We start from the raw sequence: 15,897 nt of genomic DNA, 5'->3' as shown, positions 1-15,897 counted from the left end.
CTCGGCCCGGCCTACAGGTCCACGGTTTCTCCGCGGATCGCCTGCCGCAGCCACAACTCGAGGTTGAGCAGCACCCAGTACAGCTCCAGGTCCGCGGCCGTGTGCAGCCCCTGGTCGAGCCGGCCGAGGATGGCATCGAGTTCGGCGCGGTCGAGCAGCGCGGCCGAGGCGCAGGCCTCGCCGCGGAACAGGTCCCGATAGGCGAGCAGGCCTCCAGGACCGGCGACAAAATCCTCCAGCGGCACCGGCAGCCCGCACTTCTTCCGCGACACGATGGCCTCGGGCACCGTGCGCCGCGCCACCTGCCGGAACAGCGACTTGGACTTGAAGCCGGCCAGCTTGCGGTTGCCGCGCACGGCGTTGGCCAGTTCCACCACCGCCTTGTCCAGGAACGGGTAACCGATCCCCACGCCCGCCCCCCAGGCCATCGCGGTCTGCGCGGAGCAGTCGGCGGACGGCGCGGTCATCGCGCCCATCAGGAAGGCGCGATCCATCGGCTCGAGCGCCTGCGCGGTGTCGATGATCGCGCGCCACGAGGCGCGCGGATCGCCGGCACCGGCCGGCAGCAGGCGCAGGGCGCTGGCGGCGGGATAGTGCGCGTCGTCGCCGATCAGGTCGTCGATGGCGCTCCCCAGCGCCAGCGCCACCTTGCGCCCTGCCACGCCAGGCAGCGGCAGCCGGCCGACGAAGCCCGGCAGCAGCCGCTTGACCGCCAGGAACTTGTGGATCGAGGCGTGCCAGGACCCGCCGAAGATGGTGTCGGCGCCGTCGCCGCTCAGCAGCCTGTCGATGCCGTCGGCCACGGCGCGCGAGAACAGCAGGTGCCGGCCGACGTAGTTGGGGTGGTCGATCGGCAGGCCCAGCCCGGCGATCGCCTGCGGCAGCCGTGCCGCGTAGGCCTCGCGCTCGAGATGGATCACCTGCAGCGGCCGGCCCAGGTCGCGCGCCGCCTGCGTGGCCGCGTCGCGGTCGGCCTGCGCCTTGCCGGGGAAGGACACGGTGTACAGCGCCAGCTCGTGACCGGCCCGCGCATAGGCCAGCCAGGACGAGTCGAGCCCGCCGGAGAACATCAGCCCCACCCGCTGGCCGGCGGATTCGCGCTCGAGGCTGTGGTGCAGGCGCGGCGCCAGCCCGGACAGGAACTCCGAAGCGCCGGCCTGCCGGAACGTCGCCTCCAGCGCGTAGTAGCGCAGGTGCCGCGCTTCGCCACGCCCGCACACCATGGCATGGCCCGGCAGCGGCGCCGAGACCCCTTCGATCAGCGTGGCCGGACCGTTCACATGGCGGAACAGCAGGTACTCGGGCACGGCCGCGCGGTTGACCGCCGGTGCGAAGCCCGGGCAGGCCTCGCGCAGTTGCGCGAGCGAAGACAGGGCGGTCATGCCCCCGGCCGAGGGCACCACGTAGACCGGCAGCGAGCCGACCACGTCGCGGGCGGCGATGCATTCCACGCCGTCGGCGCCGCGGCGGACGGCGAAGGCCAGCACCTGGCCGGGAAGCTCGGCCAGGCCGTCCACGCCCCGCGCCAGGAGCGCGCCGGCCACCGCTTCGAGCGGCGGCAGCGGGTTCGGGCCGAGGAAGCACACCACACCCTCGGGCGTGGAATGCAGCTGCTGATGCAGCCCCTGCTGGCTGACGCGAAGGCGCCCGTCTTCGACCACGACCACGAAGCCGAGGGGTGGAGTCTGCTGTCCCGCTGACACGTTCGATCCTTCTTCAGCGCGACGCTGACGTCCAAGGGCTGACACCGGGCCGGCTGCATCAGCCGGCTGTGGCTACGAAAAAACGGCAGTGGGCACTCGCAAGAGCCGTGCCTTCATCCATCTCCCGGCGCTGCCGCCTCGCCGGGACGTGCAGAACCTGCCAGCGGGCATGTGCGGAGCGCGTGCACGCTGGCGCCGCAGGTGCGCTTGCGGTACAGGGCCGCCCCGAACGGGGCAGCAGGAACGCCGGAACTCAGGCCCGGGACGCGCCCGGCAGCAGCGAACGTGCCACCCGCTTCGCCGCCATCACCGGCAACCGGCGCAGCCGGGCCTGCAGCGTCGCATCCGGCCCCAGCGCCCGCGCCTTGCGCGCCAGCGTCCAGGCCTCGCCGTAGCGCTGGCGCCACACGCAGCTCTCGGCATTCTTGATATAGGCCGTCGCCAGCGCCTGGCGGCGCGCATCTTCCGGCACCGCGCCTTTCGCGCGCTCGGCCGCGCGCTCCATCACCGCGATGTAGTCGTCCTCGGTCGAAGCCAGGGCCGACAACCCGTCGTGCCCGCGCAGCGCCCGCGCCAGCGGCTCGGGCACCACGCCGATGCCCCAGCGCGCCGCCACGCGCAGGTGGAAGTCCAGGTCCTCGGCCGTGCGCAGCGCGGTGTCGAACCCGCCCACGTCCTCGTACACCTCGCGCCGCATCAGCGCCGACAGCGGCGCCAGCGCCGGATCGCGCAGCACCCACTGCAGCGCCGGGCCGTCCTCGGGGATCTGCCGGCGCCGCTCGAACACGTCGATCAGCCCGCCATCCGCGCCCACGCGGTACACATCGCACAGCACCATGCCGATGCCGGGGTTGGCCTCCAGGAAGGCCACCTGCCGCTCGGTTTTCTCCGGCAGCCACACATCGTCGCTGTCCAGCAGCGCCAGGTAGCGCCCGCGCGCCGCGGCCAGGCCCATGTTGCGCGCCGCCGAGACCCCCGCGTTGGCCTGAGCCAGCAGCGTGATCCGTTCTGCATACCGTTGGGCAAGGAATTCGCCGGTGCCATCGGTGGAGCCGTCGTCGACGACGATGATCTCCTCCACGGGCCGCGTCTGTGCCAGCACCGAATCGATCGCCCGCGCGACCATGTCGCGCCGGTTCCACGTGGGAATGATGACGGAGGTTTCAGGACGCATGTCGGGCATCGCGGATCTGGTCAAGCGCGCACTCTATCGCAGCGGACTGCTGGGCCTGTACCACCGCCTGCGCAACCGCCGCGCGCTCACCGTGATCATGTTCCACCGCGTGCTGACCGAGCAGGACCCGCGCTGGGCCACCTGCGATCCCGACTACACGCTCGAGGCCGGCCTGCTGGAACGCTGCCTGGCCTTCTTCCGCCGCCACTACAACGTGGTGTCCGCCCACCAGGTGCTGGCCGCGCGCCGCGACGGCACGCCCCTGCCCGACCGCGCCCTGCTGATCACCTTCGACGACGGCTGGGCCGACAACCACGCCCACGCCCTGCCGCGCCTGCAGGCCGCCGGCATGCCCGCCCTGCTGTTCACCGTGGCCGACGTGGTGGACCGCAACGAACCCTTCTTCCAGGAACGGCTGATCGCCGCCTTCCGCCGCGACACCGTGCGCGTGCCCGCCCTGCTGCAGGCACTGGCCGACGCCGGCCACCCGCTGCAGCCCGCCCCCGCCGACACCATCGACGGCCTGCGCAAGGTGATCGCCGCGATCGAGGCGCTGGACACCGACGCGCGCAACCGCCTGCTCGCGCCGTTCGCAGCCGCCATGGACGACGGCGTGCGGCTGATGGTCACGCGCGACGAGCTGCGCGAACTGGCCGCCGGAGGCATGGCCATCGGCGTGCACGGCAAGACCCACACCCCGATGACGCGCGCCGACGACCTCGACGCCGAACTGGCCACCGCGCGGCAGCTGGTCGGACAGCACCTGGGCAGCGACGCGCCGCCGGCGACGATGTCGTATCCGCATGGGCGCTATGACGCGAAGGTGCTTGAGCGCACCAGGGCGGCTGGCTATGAGCTCGCGTTCACCAGCGATCCGGTGATGAATCCCGTCGACGCGCGACCCGGCTGGCTGCTGGGACGGCTGGGGTTCGAGCAGTCGGGGATTGTGGACCGCGAGGGGCGGTTCCGGGCGGACTGGCTGGGGCTGTACCTGTTCCGGGCGCCGGCGAAGCAACTGGCGGCCAAACACTTGAGTTAACCGCGCTACGAAGCGGTGTCGGCTTGATGGCTGTTAGCTGCTCAGTCGTGGATATACTCGATTGACTCTGCCTCAAACTCTGAAATCACCTTGGTCTCGATGCCGAGCTGGAATCTTGGCCTGCCAGTGAAGTTGAACTTTGGGTTGTTCTCCGGATGGTATCTGACGGTGTCGAAGTCGTCCTCATTGAGAAAGATGCTGACAGACTTGCCTGCGGCTCGACGAATGGCGACGATCTTTGATGCGGGGTAGAGCTTATAGACCCTGCCCTTGATCTTCTGTCTGCGGCCTAGGTAGACCTCACCCTTCAGGCTACTTAGGTACTCTTTGGTCTTTGGTGTGAATGCGGCGATCGTCTCGTGTCCGAGTTTCGGCGCGCCAATCGAAATAGACTCAACGCCCCCAGATGCATCAACGCGGTTTGCAATGTTCACCACCTCAGCATAGATGGACCCAATGAACACTTGCTTGTCTTGATTTTTTTCTTTGTTGGCGTAGTCAATCACCTTTTCGGTGTAGTACCCGATCAGTCCGGAAGCAACGTAGTCCGCCAGTTGTCTAAGGCTGGTCTGTACGGCGGGGTCGGCAAGTATTGGTATGAGCGCAAACGCATCTGAGCTGCGCTTCCTTTCACCCAGTTGCAGCGCAAGGAGCGGCCGCTCATCTTTGTTGGGAAATGCACCCTTCTCGAGACGCTCGTTCTTTGCCAAGTAGGCCTTATGAACTATGCGCTGCATAGCCAACAATGTTTGAGCAAGGTCATAGATGCTGACGCCATGCTCCTTTAGGTCTCTTCCGATGAAGCGAACCGTGAACAGCCCGTTCTCGTACTTCTCCCTATCAGTTGCCATGTCTCCCCCATGAGCAGCTATCATCAGAATTAAGCGACCCGCGAAGCGGGTTCGGCTTGAATGAATCGTCAGCCCTGCCGCGACTGCGCCGACTTGCCTGTTAGATAGTTCACAAACGCCGAGCAAGCTACGAGCATGAACTTTGCATCGATGAAGTCGAGATTGGACTCATCGAGAAGGGCGTGCCTGATGCCGCCTGAGTCTGATGTGTAGCCATAGAGAGAGCTAAGGCTTCTGTTTAGGGCGGGATGCATAGGTACCTGCTCCGAAATAGCCTTAAGCGCTGTACCGAGGGTTGCGGAAGAGTCTCCCGCTATCGCTTGCACAACAGACTCGACAGCGCTAATTGATTCCTTAATCGAGTTTCGATAGTCAGGATTACTTCTGTCGCTCAGAAGTTCAAGCGCCCTACGTAGATGCGTGTTCGCTCCGATGTTTCCAGCGGTATTGGCAAGACTGTCTTCGATCTCGCCAAGCTCTATTGGGGAGGTTATTGGTGTGATCTTGTCATCCACTAGGCGATAGCCGGAAACCTCTCTACCCAACACTTCATTGCAATGTATTACGAACTTTGGCCGGCTTTTCCCAAGAAGGTGGCTGCTGAATTCGATGAAGTCATAAGCCTCGTACCATTCACACCTAAAGAAGTAACCGCGAACCACTTTGATCGTTTCTTGGATGTACTGCGGCATCTGATCTACTGGAGCTTTAAAATAATCACGCCAGTACCGTTCAAGCAAGTCATACAAGTTTGAGTGAATTGTGTACGAATAGGACGAGCGTGATTTGTGCGAGTCCCAAATTACAGCCTGCAAGACATTCCAAAGTGAATTTCGTAACGCCTCATCCATTGAGTCCGTTTGGATCGCGCTCTTGACGGGCGAGTACCCATGCCTTTGGGAAAATCGCATATATTTCCTTGCAGGGCTAACACCAGAGTTAAGTTGGGCCACCAAGCGGCGTCGGCTTGAATGACTTATTAGCGGGCAGTCGGCGCACCTCGAGCCTCACTAACGATGCCTGAGAAGAGTGCGTAGAAGATGAGCGCAACGAACGCGATTGCAACGATGTAATGAGAGAAAATTAATACGGTGGTTACGCGAGCCTTTACCCATAGGCCGACGTACATGATCCATTCGCTGCGGCCTATTGGCGTCGTCGTTAGCCTGGTGTAGAGGTAGTCTACGGGCTTGTGGTTCTCGTACTTGTCCAAAATATCGTAATACTCTTCAGCAAGCTGAAAATACTCGACATCCGGTACGTCATCCCCTTTTCCAGCGAGCTTTCGGGCGAAGCGCCCCAGCTCGATGCCATTTCGGTGCATGGCTTGGGCGCGCGAAACAAAATTCTCCTGCCCGAGCAAGAGAGAGTAGACCAGCACGAGTACAGCTAAGGTCGCTTGGGTAGCGTTGAGATAGACTGCGTCGATGCCCACGGAAATCCGGAATGCCTGCACCAAAGGAACGAAGACGAGGGCTGCAGAGATGAGCGACACAGTCCATTGCGATAGCTTGTGGTGGCGTTCGAGGCGTTCGCTAGCTCGGTATCTGGACTTTGTCGTGATCTTGGTGCGCCGCAAGAGTTCCTTCAAACGGTTGTCGAGCTCACTCATAACTCCCCCTGCCCGCTAACGCTTGAGTTAAGCCGCGCCGCGAAGCGGCGTCAGCTTGAATTAACTGTTAGCCGCGTGAATCAGGCCTTGGGCGCAGCTTTTGTCTTCTTGACGGCCTTCTTCGAAGCGCGCTTCTTGACCTTTGCCGGCTTGCCTGTGCCTTCCATCAGCGTCTTGAACTGAGACCAGGTTAGGCGCTTCTTGTTTACAGATGCGCCACTGGGAAGCCACTCGATGTTTCCTTTACTAATCAGTAGAGTGCCGAGCTTCTTGCTATTGGACTTGACTTCGAACTTGACGTCCTTATGCAACACGAACTTTGTCGCGATGTCGAGCGTGACTTGATGAGCCATGACCCCTCCGTGTTGTTAAGCGGCTAATGCGTAGTAGCCCCCTGATCAGGGGTGTATAAAGGAGCATGTTGCTTCTTATGCGTCCCGTCAATCTGGTAATTCCTCACGGAATCTGTCGATCGGACTTGGCTAGGAAACTGACTGCTCGGGGGACCTGGGAAAGACGTCTAGTTAGCGGCGGTAATTGTTATCAGCCAGGAACTGGGTGAGATCCGTCGCAAGGAGTCGCCGCAACATGGAGGCCTGTGTCCAGACCCAGTGATCGATTTAGGGTCGAGAACAGTCCCTTCACCTCACCCGATAAACCCCACCATTCAAATGGTTCACAAACCACAGCTCGCCCTCCTCGTCCTCCCCGAACGAAGCGATCGTCCCGTAACCCGGCGCCACCCCGCTGATCAATGAGGCCACTTCCAGCCTCCCGATGCTCGACATCCGCCCCACCAGCAGTTCGCTGGAGCAGGAATCGGAAAACACGTACGCGCCCTTGAGCGCGACGTTGCTGCCGCGATAGACGATGCCGCCGGTCACCGCGCAGCGGCCCTTCTCGCGACCGGCGTACTCGAACACGGGGCCGGCGGTGCCGGTGCGGGCCGGGCAGTCGATGGCGCCGGTGGAGGGATAGTCGTGGCTGCCCTGGCAGCGCGGGTAGCCGAGGTCGCGCGGCATACCGTCGCGCCAGACGCTGACTTCCTCGCGGTCCTTGCCCACGTCGCCGATCCACACCGCGCCGTCCGCATCCACGCTGAAGCGCCAGGGATTGCGCAGGCCGTGCAGCCAGATCTCGCCGCACTGGCTGCGCTGGCCGGCGAAGGGGTTGCCGTCCGGGATGGCGTAGGCGGCGCGGCCGGTCTCGCCGCAGCGGTTCTTCGCGCCCTTGGCGCCGTCGCGCACGTCGATGCGCAGGATCTTGCCGAGCAGGTTGTCGGTGGCCGTGGCGTGGGGGTGGTCGCGCGGCTCACCGGTGCCGGCGCCGATGCTCCAGTACAGCAGGCCGTCGGGGCCGAAGCGGATGTCGCCGCCGTTGTGGTTGGCCACCAGGCCCTTCACCCGCATCAGCAGCTCGTCCTTGCCGCTGAAGCGGTTGGCGGCAGGATCGGCGGCCTGCAGGCGGCGCAGCACCAGGCCGTGGCGCTCGCCCTCCGAGGCGCCACTGTAGGCGATGTAGAGGCGGCCGTTGCTGCGGAAGTCCGGGTCGAAGGCCAGGCCCAGTAGGCCCTGCTCGGTGTCGGCGGTGGTGACGTCGCGGCTGTAGTACGGCTCGGGCAGCAGCTTGCCGTCGCGGTCGAGCACGCGGATGCGGCCTTCGCGCTCGATCACGAACATGCGGCCGCTGCCGTCGCGCGGGCTGGCGATGGCGGTGGGCGAGGTCAGCCCGTCATGCACCACCTGTTCGGCATGGATGCCGGGCGCGCGCGCGGCGCTGTCCTGCCCCGCCAGCGCGACCGTTTCGCTCGCTGCGGGCGATGCCGCCGAGCCGCCACCAGATGCCAGCAGCCAGGCCAGCGCCAGCGCACTCCACTTCCTGTCCATGCAGCCTCCTTCGCGGCCATGGGAGGGGCCGCCCCACCTCGCCCGCGCGGAAGGCGCGTGCGCTATTCGTCCTCGTCCGCGGCGGTCAGCCACAGGTCGGCGGGCGCCACCGCCTCCAGGGTCTCGCCGCAGGGATGCCAGAACACCGGGCGCGGCTCGCGCGGCACGAAGCCGTTGCCCAGCAGCCCCACTCCGGCCGCCGCCGCGCCCAGCTCGATCGAGACCGCGGTATGGCCGCCCTCGCGCGCGCAGCGCAGCAGCGTGGCCACCTCCGCCTTCGACGGTCCCGCCACGCCGCGGGCCGCCCAGAAATCGTGCACGTACAGGATGCCCTCGCGCGACTCGCAGGCGAACCAGGCCAGCGCCGTGCCGTCGCGCCCGCGCACCAGCAGGTAGCGCACGTCCACCAGCGGCGACTGGTCGAAGCGCCAGCGCAGGAAGGTCAGGTCGCGGATCGACACCGGGCCGTCGCCGGCGCGATCGGGCGACCACAGCGCCGACAGCGTCTCGTCGGCCTGGTCCAGCCACTCGCCGCGCGTGCCTGCGCTCCGGCCCGTCAGCCGCACGTGGTCGACCGCGTCGAGCAGCAGGCCCGCCGGCCATGCCAAGGGCGCGGGCAGGCGGCGGCGTACGTAGCCGACGTGCCGCACCACGCGCGCGTGCCGCACCAGCTTGCACAGCGGCACGTAGCCGACGCGCTTGAACACCGCGGCGGCCTTGGGATTGGGGAAGCCGTACATCAGCTCGAAGCGCCTGGAGCCCGCCTCCATCAGCGCCATCTGCAGCGACAGCGCCGGAAACAGCGAACGGTGCGCCGGCAGCACCGCCAGGTCCACCAGCACGCCGGCCTGCACCAGTTTGCCGCCCAGCATCATCTGCCGCGGGCCGGCCGTGGCAACGCCCACCCAGGCGCCGCTTTCCTCGTGGCGCAGCAGCAGGGTGAGCGGCGCGCCGTAGGGGCACTCGCGGTAGAACCAGTCGTACTTGCGCGCCATGCGCGACTCGTCGCCGAGGTTGCCGCGCCACAGGCCGAGGATCAGCTCGCGGTCGCGCTCCACGTCGGCGGCGTGGACGGTATAGGCCGGATTGGCGACCATCGGCTCAGTGCCCGGGCAGTTCGGCCACCGGCTCGACCAGCACCGGCGGGCGATGCAGGTAGGCGGTGGTGCGGCGCTTGGCCTGGATGTCGTCGTATACCGCCTGCGCCTGCGCTTCGGACACGCCCAGCGCTGTAGCCAGTTCGGATGCCGGATGGCCGTGGTTGAGCGCCCACAGCGCCAGGTCCATCTGCGCGTACGGCAGGGCGAAGTAGAACTCGTCCTGGCCCTGCGCCAGCGAATAGGTGTCGGTGGTGGGCGTGGCCGAGCTCACGCGCTCGGGCACGCCGAGGTGGCGCGCCATCGCATAGACCTGGCTCTTGTACAGGTGGGCGATCGGCTTGACGTCCGCGGAGCCGTCGCCGTTCTTGACGAAGAAGCCCTGGTCGTACTCCAGCCGGTTGGGCGTGCCGGTGACCGCGTAGTTGAGGCGGTCGGCGTGGAAGTACTCCAGCGTCTTGCGGATGCGCTGCTTGAAGTTGGTGGCCGCGACGATGGTCAGGTAGGCCTCGAGCGGCAGGTCCTTCTCGTGGCGCTCGCCGGCCGGATCCTCGGCCACGATGCGGAAGCGGTTGATCAGCCCCTGCGCGCCGCCGGCGATGACGATCTTGAACTTCCAGCCATCGCCATAGCCCGGCAGCACGCTGCGCACGGCGTTGTCGCGCGCCTCGTAGCAGCCGATGGCGGCCAGGGCCGGGGCGATGTCGTGGGTCTGCACGCGCACGCCCAGGTGCTCGGCCAGGATGTTGGCGCGCACCGCGCTGTCGTCGCTGGAATCGCGCTCGGGCAGGATCAGGCAGAACACGCGCTCCGGCCCCAGCGCGCGCACGGCGAGCGCGGCGCAGGTGGTGGAGTCGATGCCGCCGGAGATCGCGACGACCAGGCCGCGACGATGCAGGTCGCGGGCGACGATCTGCCGCAGGCGCGCGGCGATCCGGTCGGCTTCGGCGGCGTAGTCGAGGTCAAGCACGGACGGATCGAGACGGCTCATGGGTTCCCCTGGGTCAATGCGGCGCGGCGGATCTTGCCTGACGCGGTCTTGGGCAGTTCGCTCACGAAGGCGACCTGCTTTGGAATCTTGTACGTTGCCAGACGCTGGCGGCAATGCGCCTTGACCGCCATCTCGGTCGGCGCATCGTCGCCGGGCACGAGGAAGGCGGCCACGACCTGCCCGAGCAGGCTGTCGTCGAGGCCGGCCACCGCCACCTCGCGCACGCCGGGCAGTTCGGCGATCACTTCTTCCACGTCCTGCGGGTGCACGCGGTGGGCGCCGGTCTTGATCATGTCGCTGCGACGCCCGGACAGCCACAGGTAGCCATCGGTATCGAGTTGGCCCTCGTCGCCGGTGCGCAGCCAGCCGTCGACCAGGGTGGCGGCGGTGGCCTCGGGCGCCTGCCAGTAGCCGGCCATGACGTTGGGGCCGCGGGCCCAGACCTCGCCGGGTTCGCCGGCTTCGGCCGGGCTGCCGTCCTCGCGCCGCACCTGGATCTCGACATCGGCGATCGGCAGGCCGACCGAGCCGGCCTTGTCCTCGAACCGCTCGGGCGGCAGGCAGGTCAGGCGGGCGCTGGCCTCGGTCTGCCCGTACATCACGAACAGCCGCGCCTGCGGGAACGCGGCGCGTACGCGTCGTGCCATCGCCGGCGCCATCGCACCGCCGGCCTGGGTGAGGTAGCGCAGGCTGGACAGGTCGTGGCGATCGAGCTGGCCGCGGTCGAGCAGCAGGGCGAAGGTGGACGGCACCCCCGAGAATCCGGTCGCGCGCTCGCGCGCCAGCGCCTCGGTGATCAGGTGCGGGAACACCAGGTTGTCCTCGAGCACGATGCGCGCGCCCACCGCCAGGTGGGTGTGCAGCACCGAGGCGCCGTAGGCGTAGTAGAACGGCAGCGTGCTGACCGTGCTGTCGTCGGCGCGCAGGCCCAGCGAATCGAGGATCGAGGCGGTGTTGGCGGCCAGGTTGCGATGACTCAGCGCCACGCCCTTGGGCGCGCCGGTGGTGCCGGAGGTGTAGAGAATGGCGGCCAGCGCGTCCGGATCGGGCGGCAGCAGGTCCGCCGCATCGTCGCCCAGGCCATCGCCCTCGCCCGCCAGGCACTGCTGCGCCGGCAGCACCGGCACATCGGCCGCGGCTGCGGCACGCGCCGCGTCCCCGCTGCCGTCATGGATCAGCAGACGGGCGCCGCTGTGCTCCAGCCAGGGCAGGAAGTCGCGTTCGCGCGCCTGGGCGTTGAGCGGCACCACCATGGCGCCGGCGCGCCAGCAGCCGTACCAGGCCACCACCGCTTCGATGCAGTTGGGCAGGACCAGGGCCACCTGGTCGCCGGGGGCGATGCCGCGCGCGCGCAGGCTGTGCGCGAAGTCCAGCGCCGCCGCGTGCAGCCCCCGGTAGTCCAGGCGGCGCCCGTCCTGCTGCAGCGCGGTGCGGTCGGGCATCGCCGCGGCGGTGCGTTCCAGCCGCGCGACCAGGGTCTCCATCGTGCGGGTTCCGTCAGGCCGCGAGCCGGACGTCGAGGTAGCGGTCGATCGATTCGAGGCTGTCGAAGTTGGCCGGGGTCATGTCCTCCGGCGGCACGTTGACCGGCCAGGTTTCCTCGATGAAGCCGATCAGTTCCAGGATCCCCGTGGAGTCGACGATGCCCTGCTTGATCAGCGACGTATCATCGGCGATGGCGGACTCGTCGTCGGTAAACAGGAAATTGCCGAGGATGAACTGCCTGATCTGCTGACGCCGGCTCATGTCGCTCCGATGCTCCCACGGTGGAAAAAAGATGGTGACCGATGACTCGCGCGCTTCGCGGCGCCCACTCAAACCAGGTGCCGCGCTGTTCGCGGCGGGATGCCTCTCCATTGCCGCTGCGCTCTCGGCCTGTGGGTTAGAACGCGATCCGGACAGCGGGCAGGACATCGAGTCCACGCCGCGCAGCCTCGCGGACGCGCAGCCGGAGTTGCTGGAGACCGAGCGCGGCGCCCTGGCCTTGCGCGTTCTGGCCGATGGATTCGTGCATCCGTGGGCGCTGGCGCTGCTGCCCGACGGCACAATGCTGGTGACCGAACGGCCCGGCCGGCTGCGGCGGATCGGGGCGGACGGCACCGTGTCGGCGCCGCTGGACGGCGTGCCGGAGGTGTTCGTGCAGGGGCAGAGCGGGCTGCTGGACGTGGTGCCCTCGCCCACCTTCAGCGAGGACCGGCTGGTCTACATCGCCTACGGCGAACCGAACTGGCGCGGCAACAAGGCGGGCACCGCGGTGGCGCGCGGGCGGCTGGGCGAGCGCGGGCTGGAGGACGTGGAGGTGGTGTTCCGGCAGGAGCCCAAGCTGTCGAGCGGCACGCATGTCGGCGCGCGCATCGTGTTCGACGACGCGGGCATGCTCTACATCGGCACGGGCGACAACCGCGACGCGGGCAAGGCGCAGCTGCTCGACCACCTGCAGGGCAAGCTGGTGCGCCTGCATCCGGACGGACGCGTGCCGGACGACAATCCCTTCGTTGGCCAGGACGGCGCGCGCCCGGAAATCTGGAGCTACGGCCACCGCAACATCCAGGGCATGGCCCTGTATCCGCGCACGCGCGTGCCGTGGAACCACGAGCATGGCCCGATGGGCGGCGACGAGATCAACCTGCCGCAGGCCGGGCGCAACTACGGCTGGCCGCTGGTCACGCACGGGCTGGACTATTCGGGGCAGCCTGTGCCCGGCGCGGTCGGGGATCGCGCCGAAGGCATGGAGGACCCGCTGCACTACTGGCCGAAGTCGCCCGCGGTGAGCGGCATGGCCTTCTACGACGGCGACGCGATCGCCCCGTGGCGCGGCAACCTGCTGGTCGGCGCGCTGGCGGGACAGGCGCTGATCCGGCTGGAGCTGGACGGCACGCGCGTGGTGCACGAGGAGCGCCTGCTGCAGGGGCGCGACCGCATCCGCGACGTGCGCGTCGGGCCGGACGGGCTGGTCTACCTGCTGACCGACGGGAAGGACGGGAAGCTGTTGCGGCTGGAGCCGGCCGGGGGGCATGGCAGGGAGGCGGCAACGGGGGCAAAAACGGAACCCACAACAGGGCAGGCAACGGCGCCGGCAGCGGAGTCGACAACGGAGCAGGCAACGGCGCCGGCAGCGGAGCCCACAAGGGAGCCTGCCGGGAAGCCCGTGGCAGAGCAGACGCGGTAGAGGTTTTTCGCGCGGCTGCGTGTGGGGTGCGTGGCGTCGGAGCCGGCCCCCATCCCGGCCTTCCCCCGCAAGCGGGGGAAGGAGAAGAGCGACCGCCGGCCGGCGGGTGTCAGTTCCTGCACGCTCGCAGAGGAAGCAGAAGAGCGCCCGTCAGCGGCTTTCACCCCTCCCCCGCGCGCGGGGGAGGGCTGGGGTGGGGCCACCGGAGCGACGCCTCAAACCGCCCGACTGCCATAACCGAAATAGCCCATCTCACCCCACTCCCCTCCGCTCGCGATGGAAGCAAAAAACGTCCGTCAGCGCTTTCGCCCCCCTCCCCCGCGCGCGGGGGAGGGCTGGGGTGGGGGCCACCGGAGCGAAGCCTCAGACCGCCCGACTGCTGTAACCGAAGCAGCCCTACCCACCCGCCAAGCGCCGCGCCGGAGCAGTTCCCCACTCACCCCGCCAACGGCCGCTCCCGCAGCAACAGCAAGGTCGACAACAGCCCGACGAAGGCCTGGTTGTCGGCAAAGCCGATCATCTTCCCCGCCTTCGCCTTTGCGAACAGCCGCGAGGCCGCGTCCACGTCGAACACGCCGCCGGCGCGCAGGTTCTCCGGCGAGAACAGCTCGGCCACGTAGTCCAGCGGCCTGCCGTCGACGAAGAAACTGGCGCTGTCGGGCGCGCGGTAGGGCTGCTTGGTGCGCTTTGCGATGTCGGCCGGCAACAGGTCGGCCAGGGCCAGGCGCAGGATGTGCTTCTCGGTGAGGCCGCGGATCTTCCACGACGGCGGCAGCCGGTTGGCGAACTCGATCAGCGTGTGGTCGAGGTAGGGATAGCGGCCCTCGATCGAAGCCGCCATCGCCGCGCGATCGCCCTGCGCGGCCAGCAGGTAGCCCGCCAGCAGGGTCTTGGCCTCGACATACTGGTCGCGCGCCAGCGGCGCCCAGTCGCCGATGCCGGCCGGCAGGCCCGCCTCGGCATGGGCCAGCGCATCCCAGCGCGCGGCCTGCGCGCGCAGCTCCGGCGCGAGAAAGGCGAAGGCGCGCTGCGAGGTGGTCCAGCGCGGCACGTGGGCGAAAACCGCGCGGTCGATGTGCTCGCGCCCCTGGCCGAAGAACGAGGCCGCGAACGCGGGGTTGGCCGCCGGCGAGTTCTCCAAGTAGCCGTACAGCCGCGACAGCAGTTTCGGACGCAGCGTCGAGTCCGGCTGGTGTGCCCAGAAGCGGCGCACCTTGGCTTCCTTGAACAGGTCGTAGCCGCCGAACACCTCGTCGGCGCCCTCCCCCGTGAGCACCACGGTATAGCCGTGCGCGCGCACCGAGTCGGCCAGCAGCATCATCGGCACCGCCGCGGTGCGCAGGACCGGGGTCTCGGTGTGCGCGACCAGGCGCGGGAACGCCGCGCCGATGTCGGCCGGGGTGATGCGCAGCGTGGAATGATCGGTGCCGAGGTGGCGCACCATTGCCATCTGGTGCGCGCTCTCGTCGAACTCGGCCTGGTCGAAGGCCACCGAGAAAGTGCGCACCGGCGTATCGGTGAAGCCACGGATCAGCGCCACGATCCCGGACGAATCGAGCCCGCCGCTGAGGTAGGCGCCCACCGGCACGTCGGCGCGCAGCTGCAGGCGCACCGCGTCGATCAGGCGCTCGCGCAGTTCGCCGGCCGCCTTTTCGATGCTGCCGAAGTGCGAGCTGCGCGTGTGCGCGGCGTCGGGAAAGGTCCAGTCCCAGTAGCGGGTCAGGCTCCGGCGGCCATCGGCCTCGACGCTCAGCACGTGCCCCGGCGGCAGGCTGTGAACCTCGTCGTAGACGGTATCGGGATCCAGCGGCGCCCAGTAGCTGAAGGCCTGCAGCAGGCCCGGCAGCGACAGCCGCGCGCGCTCGGGCACGGCGGCGAACAGCGCCTTGGGCTCGGAGGCGAACCACAGCGTATCGCGCGCCTGCGTCCAGTACAGCGGGCGGATGCCGGCGCGGTCGCGCGCCAGCAGCAGCCGGCGGCGTGCACCGTCCCACAGCGCGATCGCGAACTGGCCGTTGAGGCGTTCGACGAAGCGGTCGCCGTAGCGGTCGTACAGGTGCACGATCACTTCGGTGTCCGAGCGCGTGTAGAACACGTGGCCCTGCGCCTCGAGCTCGGCGCGCAGCTCGACGAAGTTGAAGATCTCTCCGTTGAACACCGTCCACACGGTGCGCGCCGGGTTGTGGATCGGCTGGTCGCCGGTGCTCAGGTCGATGATCGACAGGCGCGCATGGGCCAGGCCCACGCCGGGTTCGGCATGGAAGCCGTAGCCGTCCGGGCCGCGGTGGGCGAGCGCATGGATCATGCGCTCCAGCAGCGGGCGCGCGCCCGCCTGTTCGACGGGGTGGCCGAGGTAGCCGGCGAGTCCGCACATG

The 15,897-nt window shown here is 67.9% G+C and carries 14 protein-coding genes; 2 read left to right on the top strand and 12 right to left on the bottom strand.

The genetic code is table 11. The annotated features are described in order from the left end of the window. Positions 1-11: 11 nt before the first annotated feature. Both ACQYVW_RS12875 and ACQYVW_RS12870 read right to left on the bottom strand, forming a co-directional pair. The gene (locus ACQYVW_RS12875; protein ID WP_434947267.1) at positions 12-1,703 is read right to left on the bottom strand and encodes an asparagine synthase-related protein; all 1,692 of its coding nucleotides are present in this window, start codon (positions 1,701-1,703) and stop codon (positions 12-14) included. A gap of 253 nt (positions 1,704-1,956) precedes the next feature. Then, positions 1,957-2,901, bottom strand: a complete 945-nt coding sequence (locus ACQYVW_RS12870) for a glycosyltransferase (protein WP_434947266.1) — start codon at positions 2,899-2,901, stop codon at positions 1,957-1,959. On the opposite strand from ACQYVW_RS12870, the gene ACQYVW_RS12865 reads away from it, so the two are divergent. Next, a complete protein-coding gene (locus tag ACQYVW_RS12865) occupies positions 2,876-3,916 on the top strand; it encodes a polysaccharide deacetylase family protein (RefSeq protein ID WP_434947265.1) in 1,041 nt (346 codons plus the stop codon). The genes ACQYVW_RS12870 and ACQYVW_RS12865 overlap by 26 nt on opposite strands. 41 nt (positions 3,917-3,957) lie before the next feature. On the opposite strand, the gene ACQYVW_RS12860 is transcribed toward ACQYVW_RS12865, so the two are convergent. The 9 genes from ACQYVW_RS12860 to ACQYVW_RS12820 form a co-directional block, all read right to left on the bottom strand. Beyond that, on the bottom strand, positions 3,958-4,791 hold the full coding sequence (locus ACQYVW_RS12860; protein WP_434947264.1) for a hypothetical protein: 834 nt from the start codon (positions 4,789-4,791) through the stop codon (positions 3,958-3,960). 44 nt (positions 4,792-4,835) lie between these two features. Continuing rightward, entirely contained in the window at positions 4,836-5,678 is an 843-nt protein-coding gene (locus tag ACQYVW_RS12855; RefSeq protein WP_434947263.1) for an AbiJ-NTD4 domain-containing protein, read from the bottom strand. 68 nt (positions 5,679-5,746) lie between these two features. Continuing rightward, entirely contained in the window at positions 5,747-6,379 is a 633-nt protein-coding gene (locus ACQYVW_RS12850; RefSeq protein WP_434947262.1) for an SLATT domain-containing protein, read from the bottom strand. Positions 6,380-6,459: 80 nt separating this feature from the next. Beyond that, the gene (locus ACQYVW_RS12845; protein WP_434947261.1) at positions 6,460-6,732 is read right to left on the bottom strand and encodes a hypothetical protein; all 273 of its coding nucleotides are present in this window, start codon (positions 6,730-6,732) and stop codon (positions 6,460-6,462) included. A gap of 288 nt (positions 6,733-7,020) precedes the next feature. Further along, a complete protein-coding gene (locus ACQYVW_RS12840; protein WP_434947260.1) occupies positions 7,021-8,265 on the bottom strand; it encodes a PQQ-dependent sugar dehydrogenase in 1,245 nt (414 codons plus the stop codon). 62 nt (positions 8,266-8,327) lie between these two features. Further along, positions 8,328-9,362: a hypothetical protein gene (locus tag ACQYVW_RS12835; protein WP_434947259.1), complete on the bottom strand. Its 1,035-nt coding sequence runs from the start codon at positions 9,360-9,362 to the stop codon at positions 8,328-8,330. Positions 9,363-9,366: 4 nt separating this feature from the next. Next, on the bottom strand, positions 9,367-10,353 hold the full coding sequence (nadE, locus tag ACQYVW_RS12830) for an NAD(+) synthase (protein WP_434947258.1): 987 nt from the start codon (positions 10,351-10,353) through the stop codon (positions 9,367-9,369). Next, entirely contained in the window at positions 10,350-11,837 is a 1,488-nt protein-coding gene (locus ACQYVW_RS12825; protein WP_434947257.1) for a class I adenylate-forming enzyme family protein, read from the bottom strand. The genes nadE and ACQYVW_RS12825 overlap by 4 nt, the downstream gene beginning before the upstream one ends. A gap of 13 nt (positions 11,838-11,850) precedes the next feature. Then, positions 11,851-12,099, bottom strand: a complete 249-nt coding sequence (locus ACQYVW_RS12820; RefSeq protein ID WP_280943499.1) for an acyl carrier protein — start codon at positions 12,097-12,099, stop codon at positions 11,851-11,853. 31 nt (positions 12,100-12,130) lie between these two features. Between ACQYVW_RS12820 and ACQYVW_RS12815 the strand changes: the two genes are divergently transcribed. Beyond that, positions 12,131-13,522 (top strand): PQQ-dependent sugar dehydrogenase, encoded by a 1,392-nt coding sequence (locus ACQYVW_RS12815; protein ID WP_434947256.1) that lies wholly within the window; start codon positions 12,131-12,133, stop codon positions 13,520-13,522. Between the two features lie 436 nt (positions 13,523-13,958). Here the strand turns inward: ACQYVW_RS12815 and asnB are convergent, their stop codons facing one another. Then, positions 13,959-15,896 (bottom strand): asparagine synthase (glutamine-hydrolyzing), encoded by a 1,938-nt coding sequence (gene asnB / locus ACQYVW_RS12810; protein WP_434947255.1) that lies wholly within the window; start codon positions 15,894-15,896, stop codon positions 13,959-13,961. Position 15,897 lies beyond the last annotated feature (1 nt).

The sequence above is a fragment of the Luteimonas campi genome (assembly GCF_051162505.1).
GTDB lineage: Bacteria > Pseudomonadota > Gammaproteobacteria > Xanthomonadales > Xanthomonadaceae > Luteimonas.
Note: the sequence above shows the minus strand (reverse complement) of the source record. Positions and strands in the feature narration are given on the sequence as shown.

Coding starts and splice junctions, on each gene's coding strand:
- ACQYVW_RS12865 (WP_434947265.1), top strand. CDS start 2,876: ATGTCGGGCATCGCGGATCTGGTCAAGCGCGCACTCTATCGCAGCGGA.
- ACQYVW_RS12860 (WP_434947264.1), bottom strand. CDS start 4,791: ATGATAGCTGCTCATGGGGGAGACATGGCAACTGATAGGGAGAAGTAC.
- ACQYVW_RS12855 (WP_434947263.1), bottom strand. CDS start 5,678: ATGCGATTTTCCCAAAGGCATGGGTACTCGCCCGTCAAGAGCGCGATC.
- ACQYVW_RS12850 (WP_434947262.1), bottom strand. CDS start 6,379: ATGAGTGAGCTCGACAACCGTTTGAAGGAACTCTTGCGGCGCACCAAG.
- ACQYVW_RS12845 (WP_434947261.1), bottom strand. CDS start 6,732: ATGGCTCATCAAGTCACGCTCGACATCGCGACAAAGTTCGTGTTGCAT.
- ACQYVW_RS12840 (WP_434947260.1), bottom strand. CDS start 8,265: ATGGACAGGAAGTGGAGTGCGCTGGCGCTGGCCTGGCTGCTGGCATCT.
- ACQYVW_RS12835 (WP_434947259.1), bottom strand. CDS start 9,362: ATGGTCGCCAATCCGGCCTATACCGTCCACGCCGCCGACGTGGAGCGC.
- nadE (WP_434947258.1), bottom strand. CDS start 10,353: ATGAGCCGTCTCGATCCGTCCGTGCTTGACCTCGACTACGCCGCCGAA.
- ACQYVW_RS12825 (WP_434947257.1), bottom strand. CDS start 11,837: ATGGAGACCCTGGTCGCGCGGCTGGAACGCACCGCCGCGGCGATGCCC.
- ACQYVW_RS12820 (WP_280943499.1), bottom strand. CDS start 12,099: ATGAGCCGGCGTCAGCAGATCAGGCAGTTCATCCTCGGCAATTTCCTG.
- ACQYVW_RS12815 (WP_434947256.1), top strand. CDS start 12,131: ATGGTGACCGATGACTCGCGCGCTTCGCGGCGCCCACTCAAACCAGGT.
- asnB (WP_434947255.1), bottom strand. CDS start 15,896: ATGTGCGGACTCGCCGGCTACCTCGGCCACCCCGTCGAACAGGCGGGC.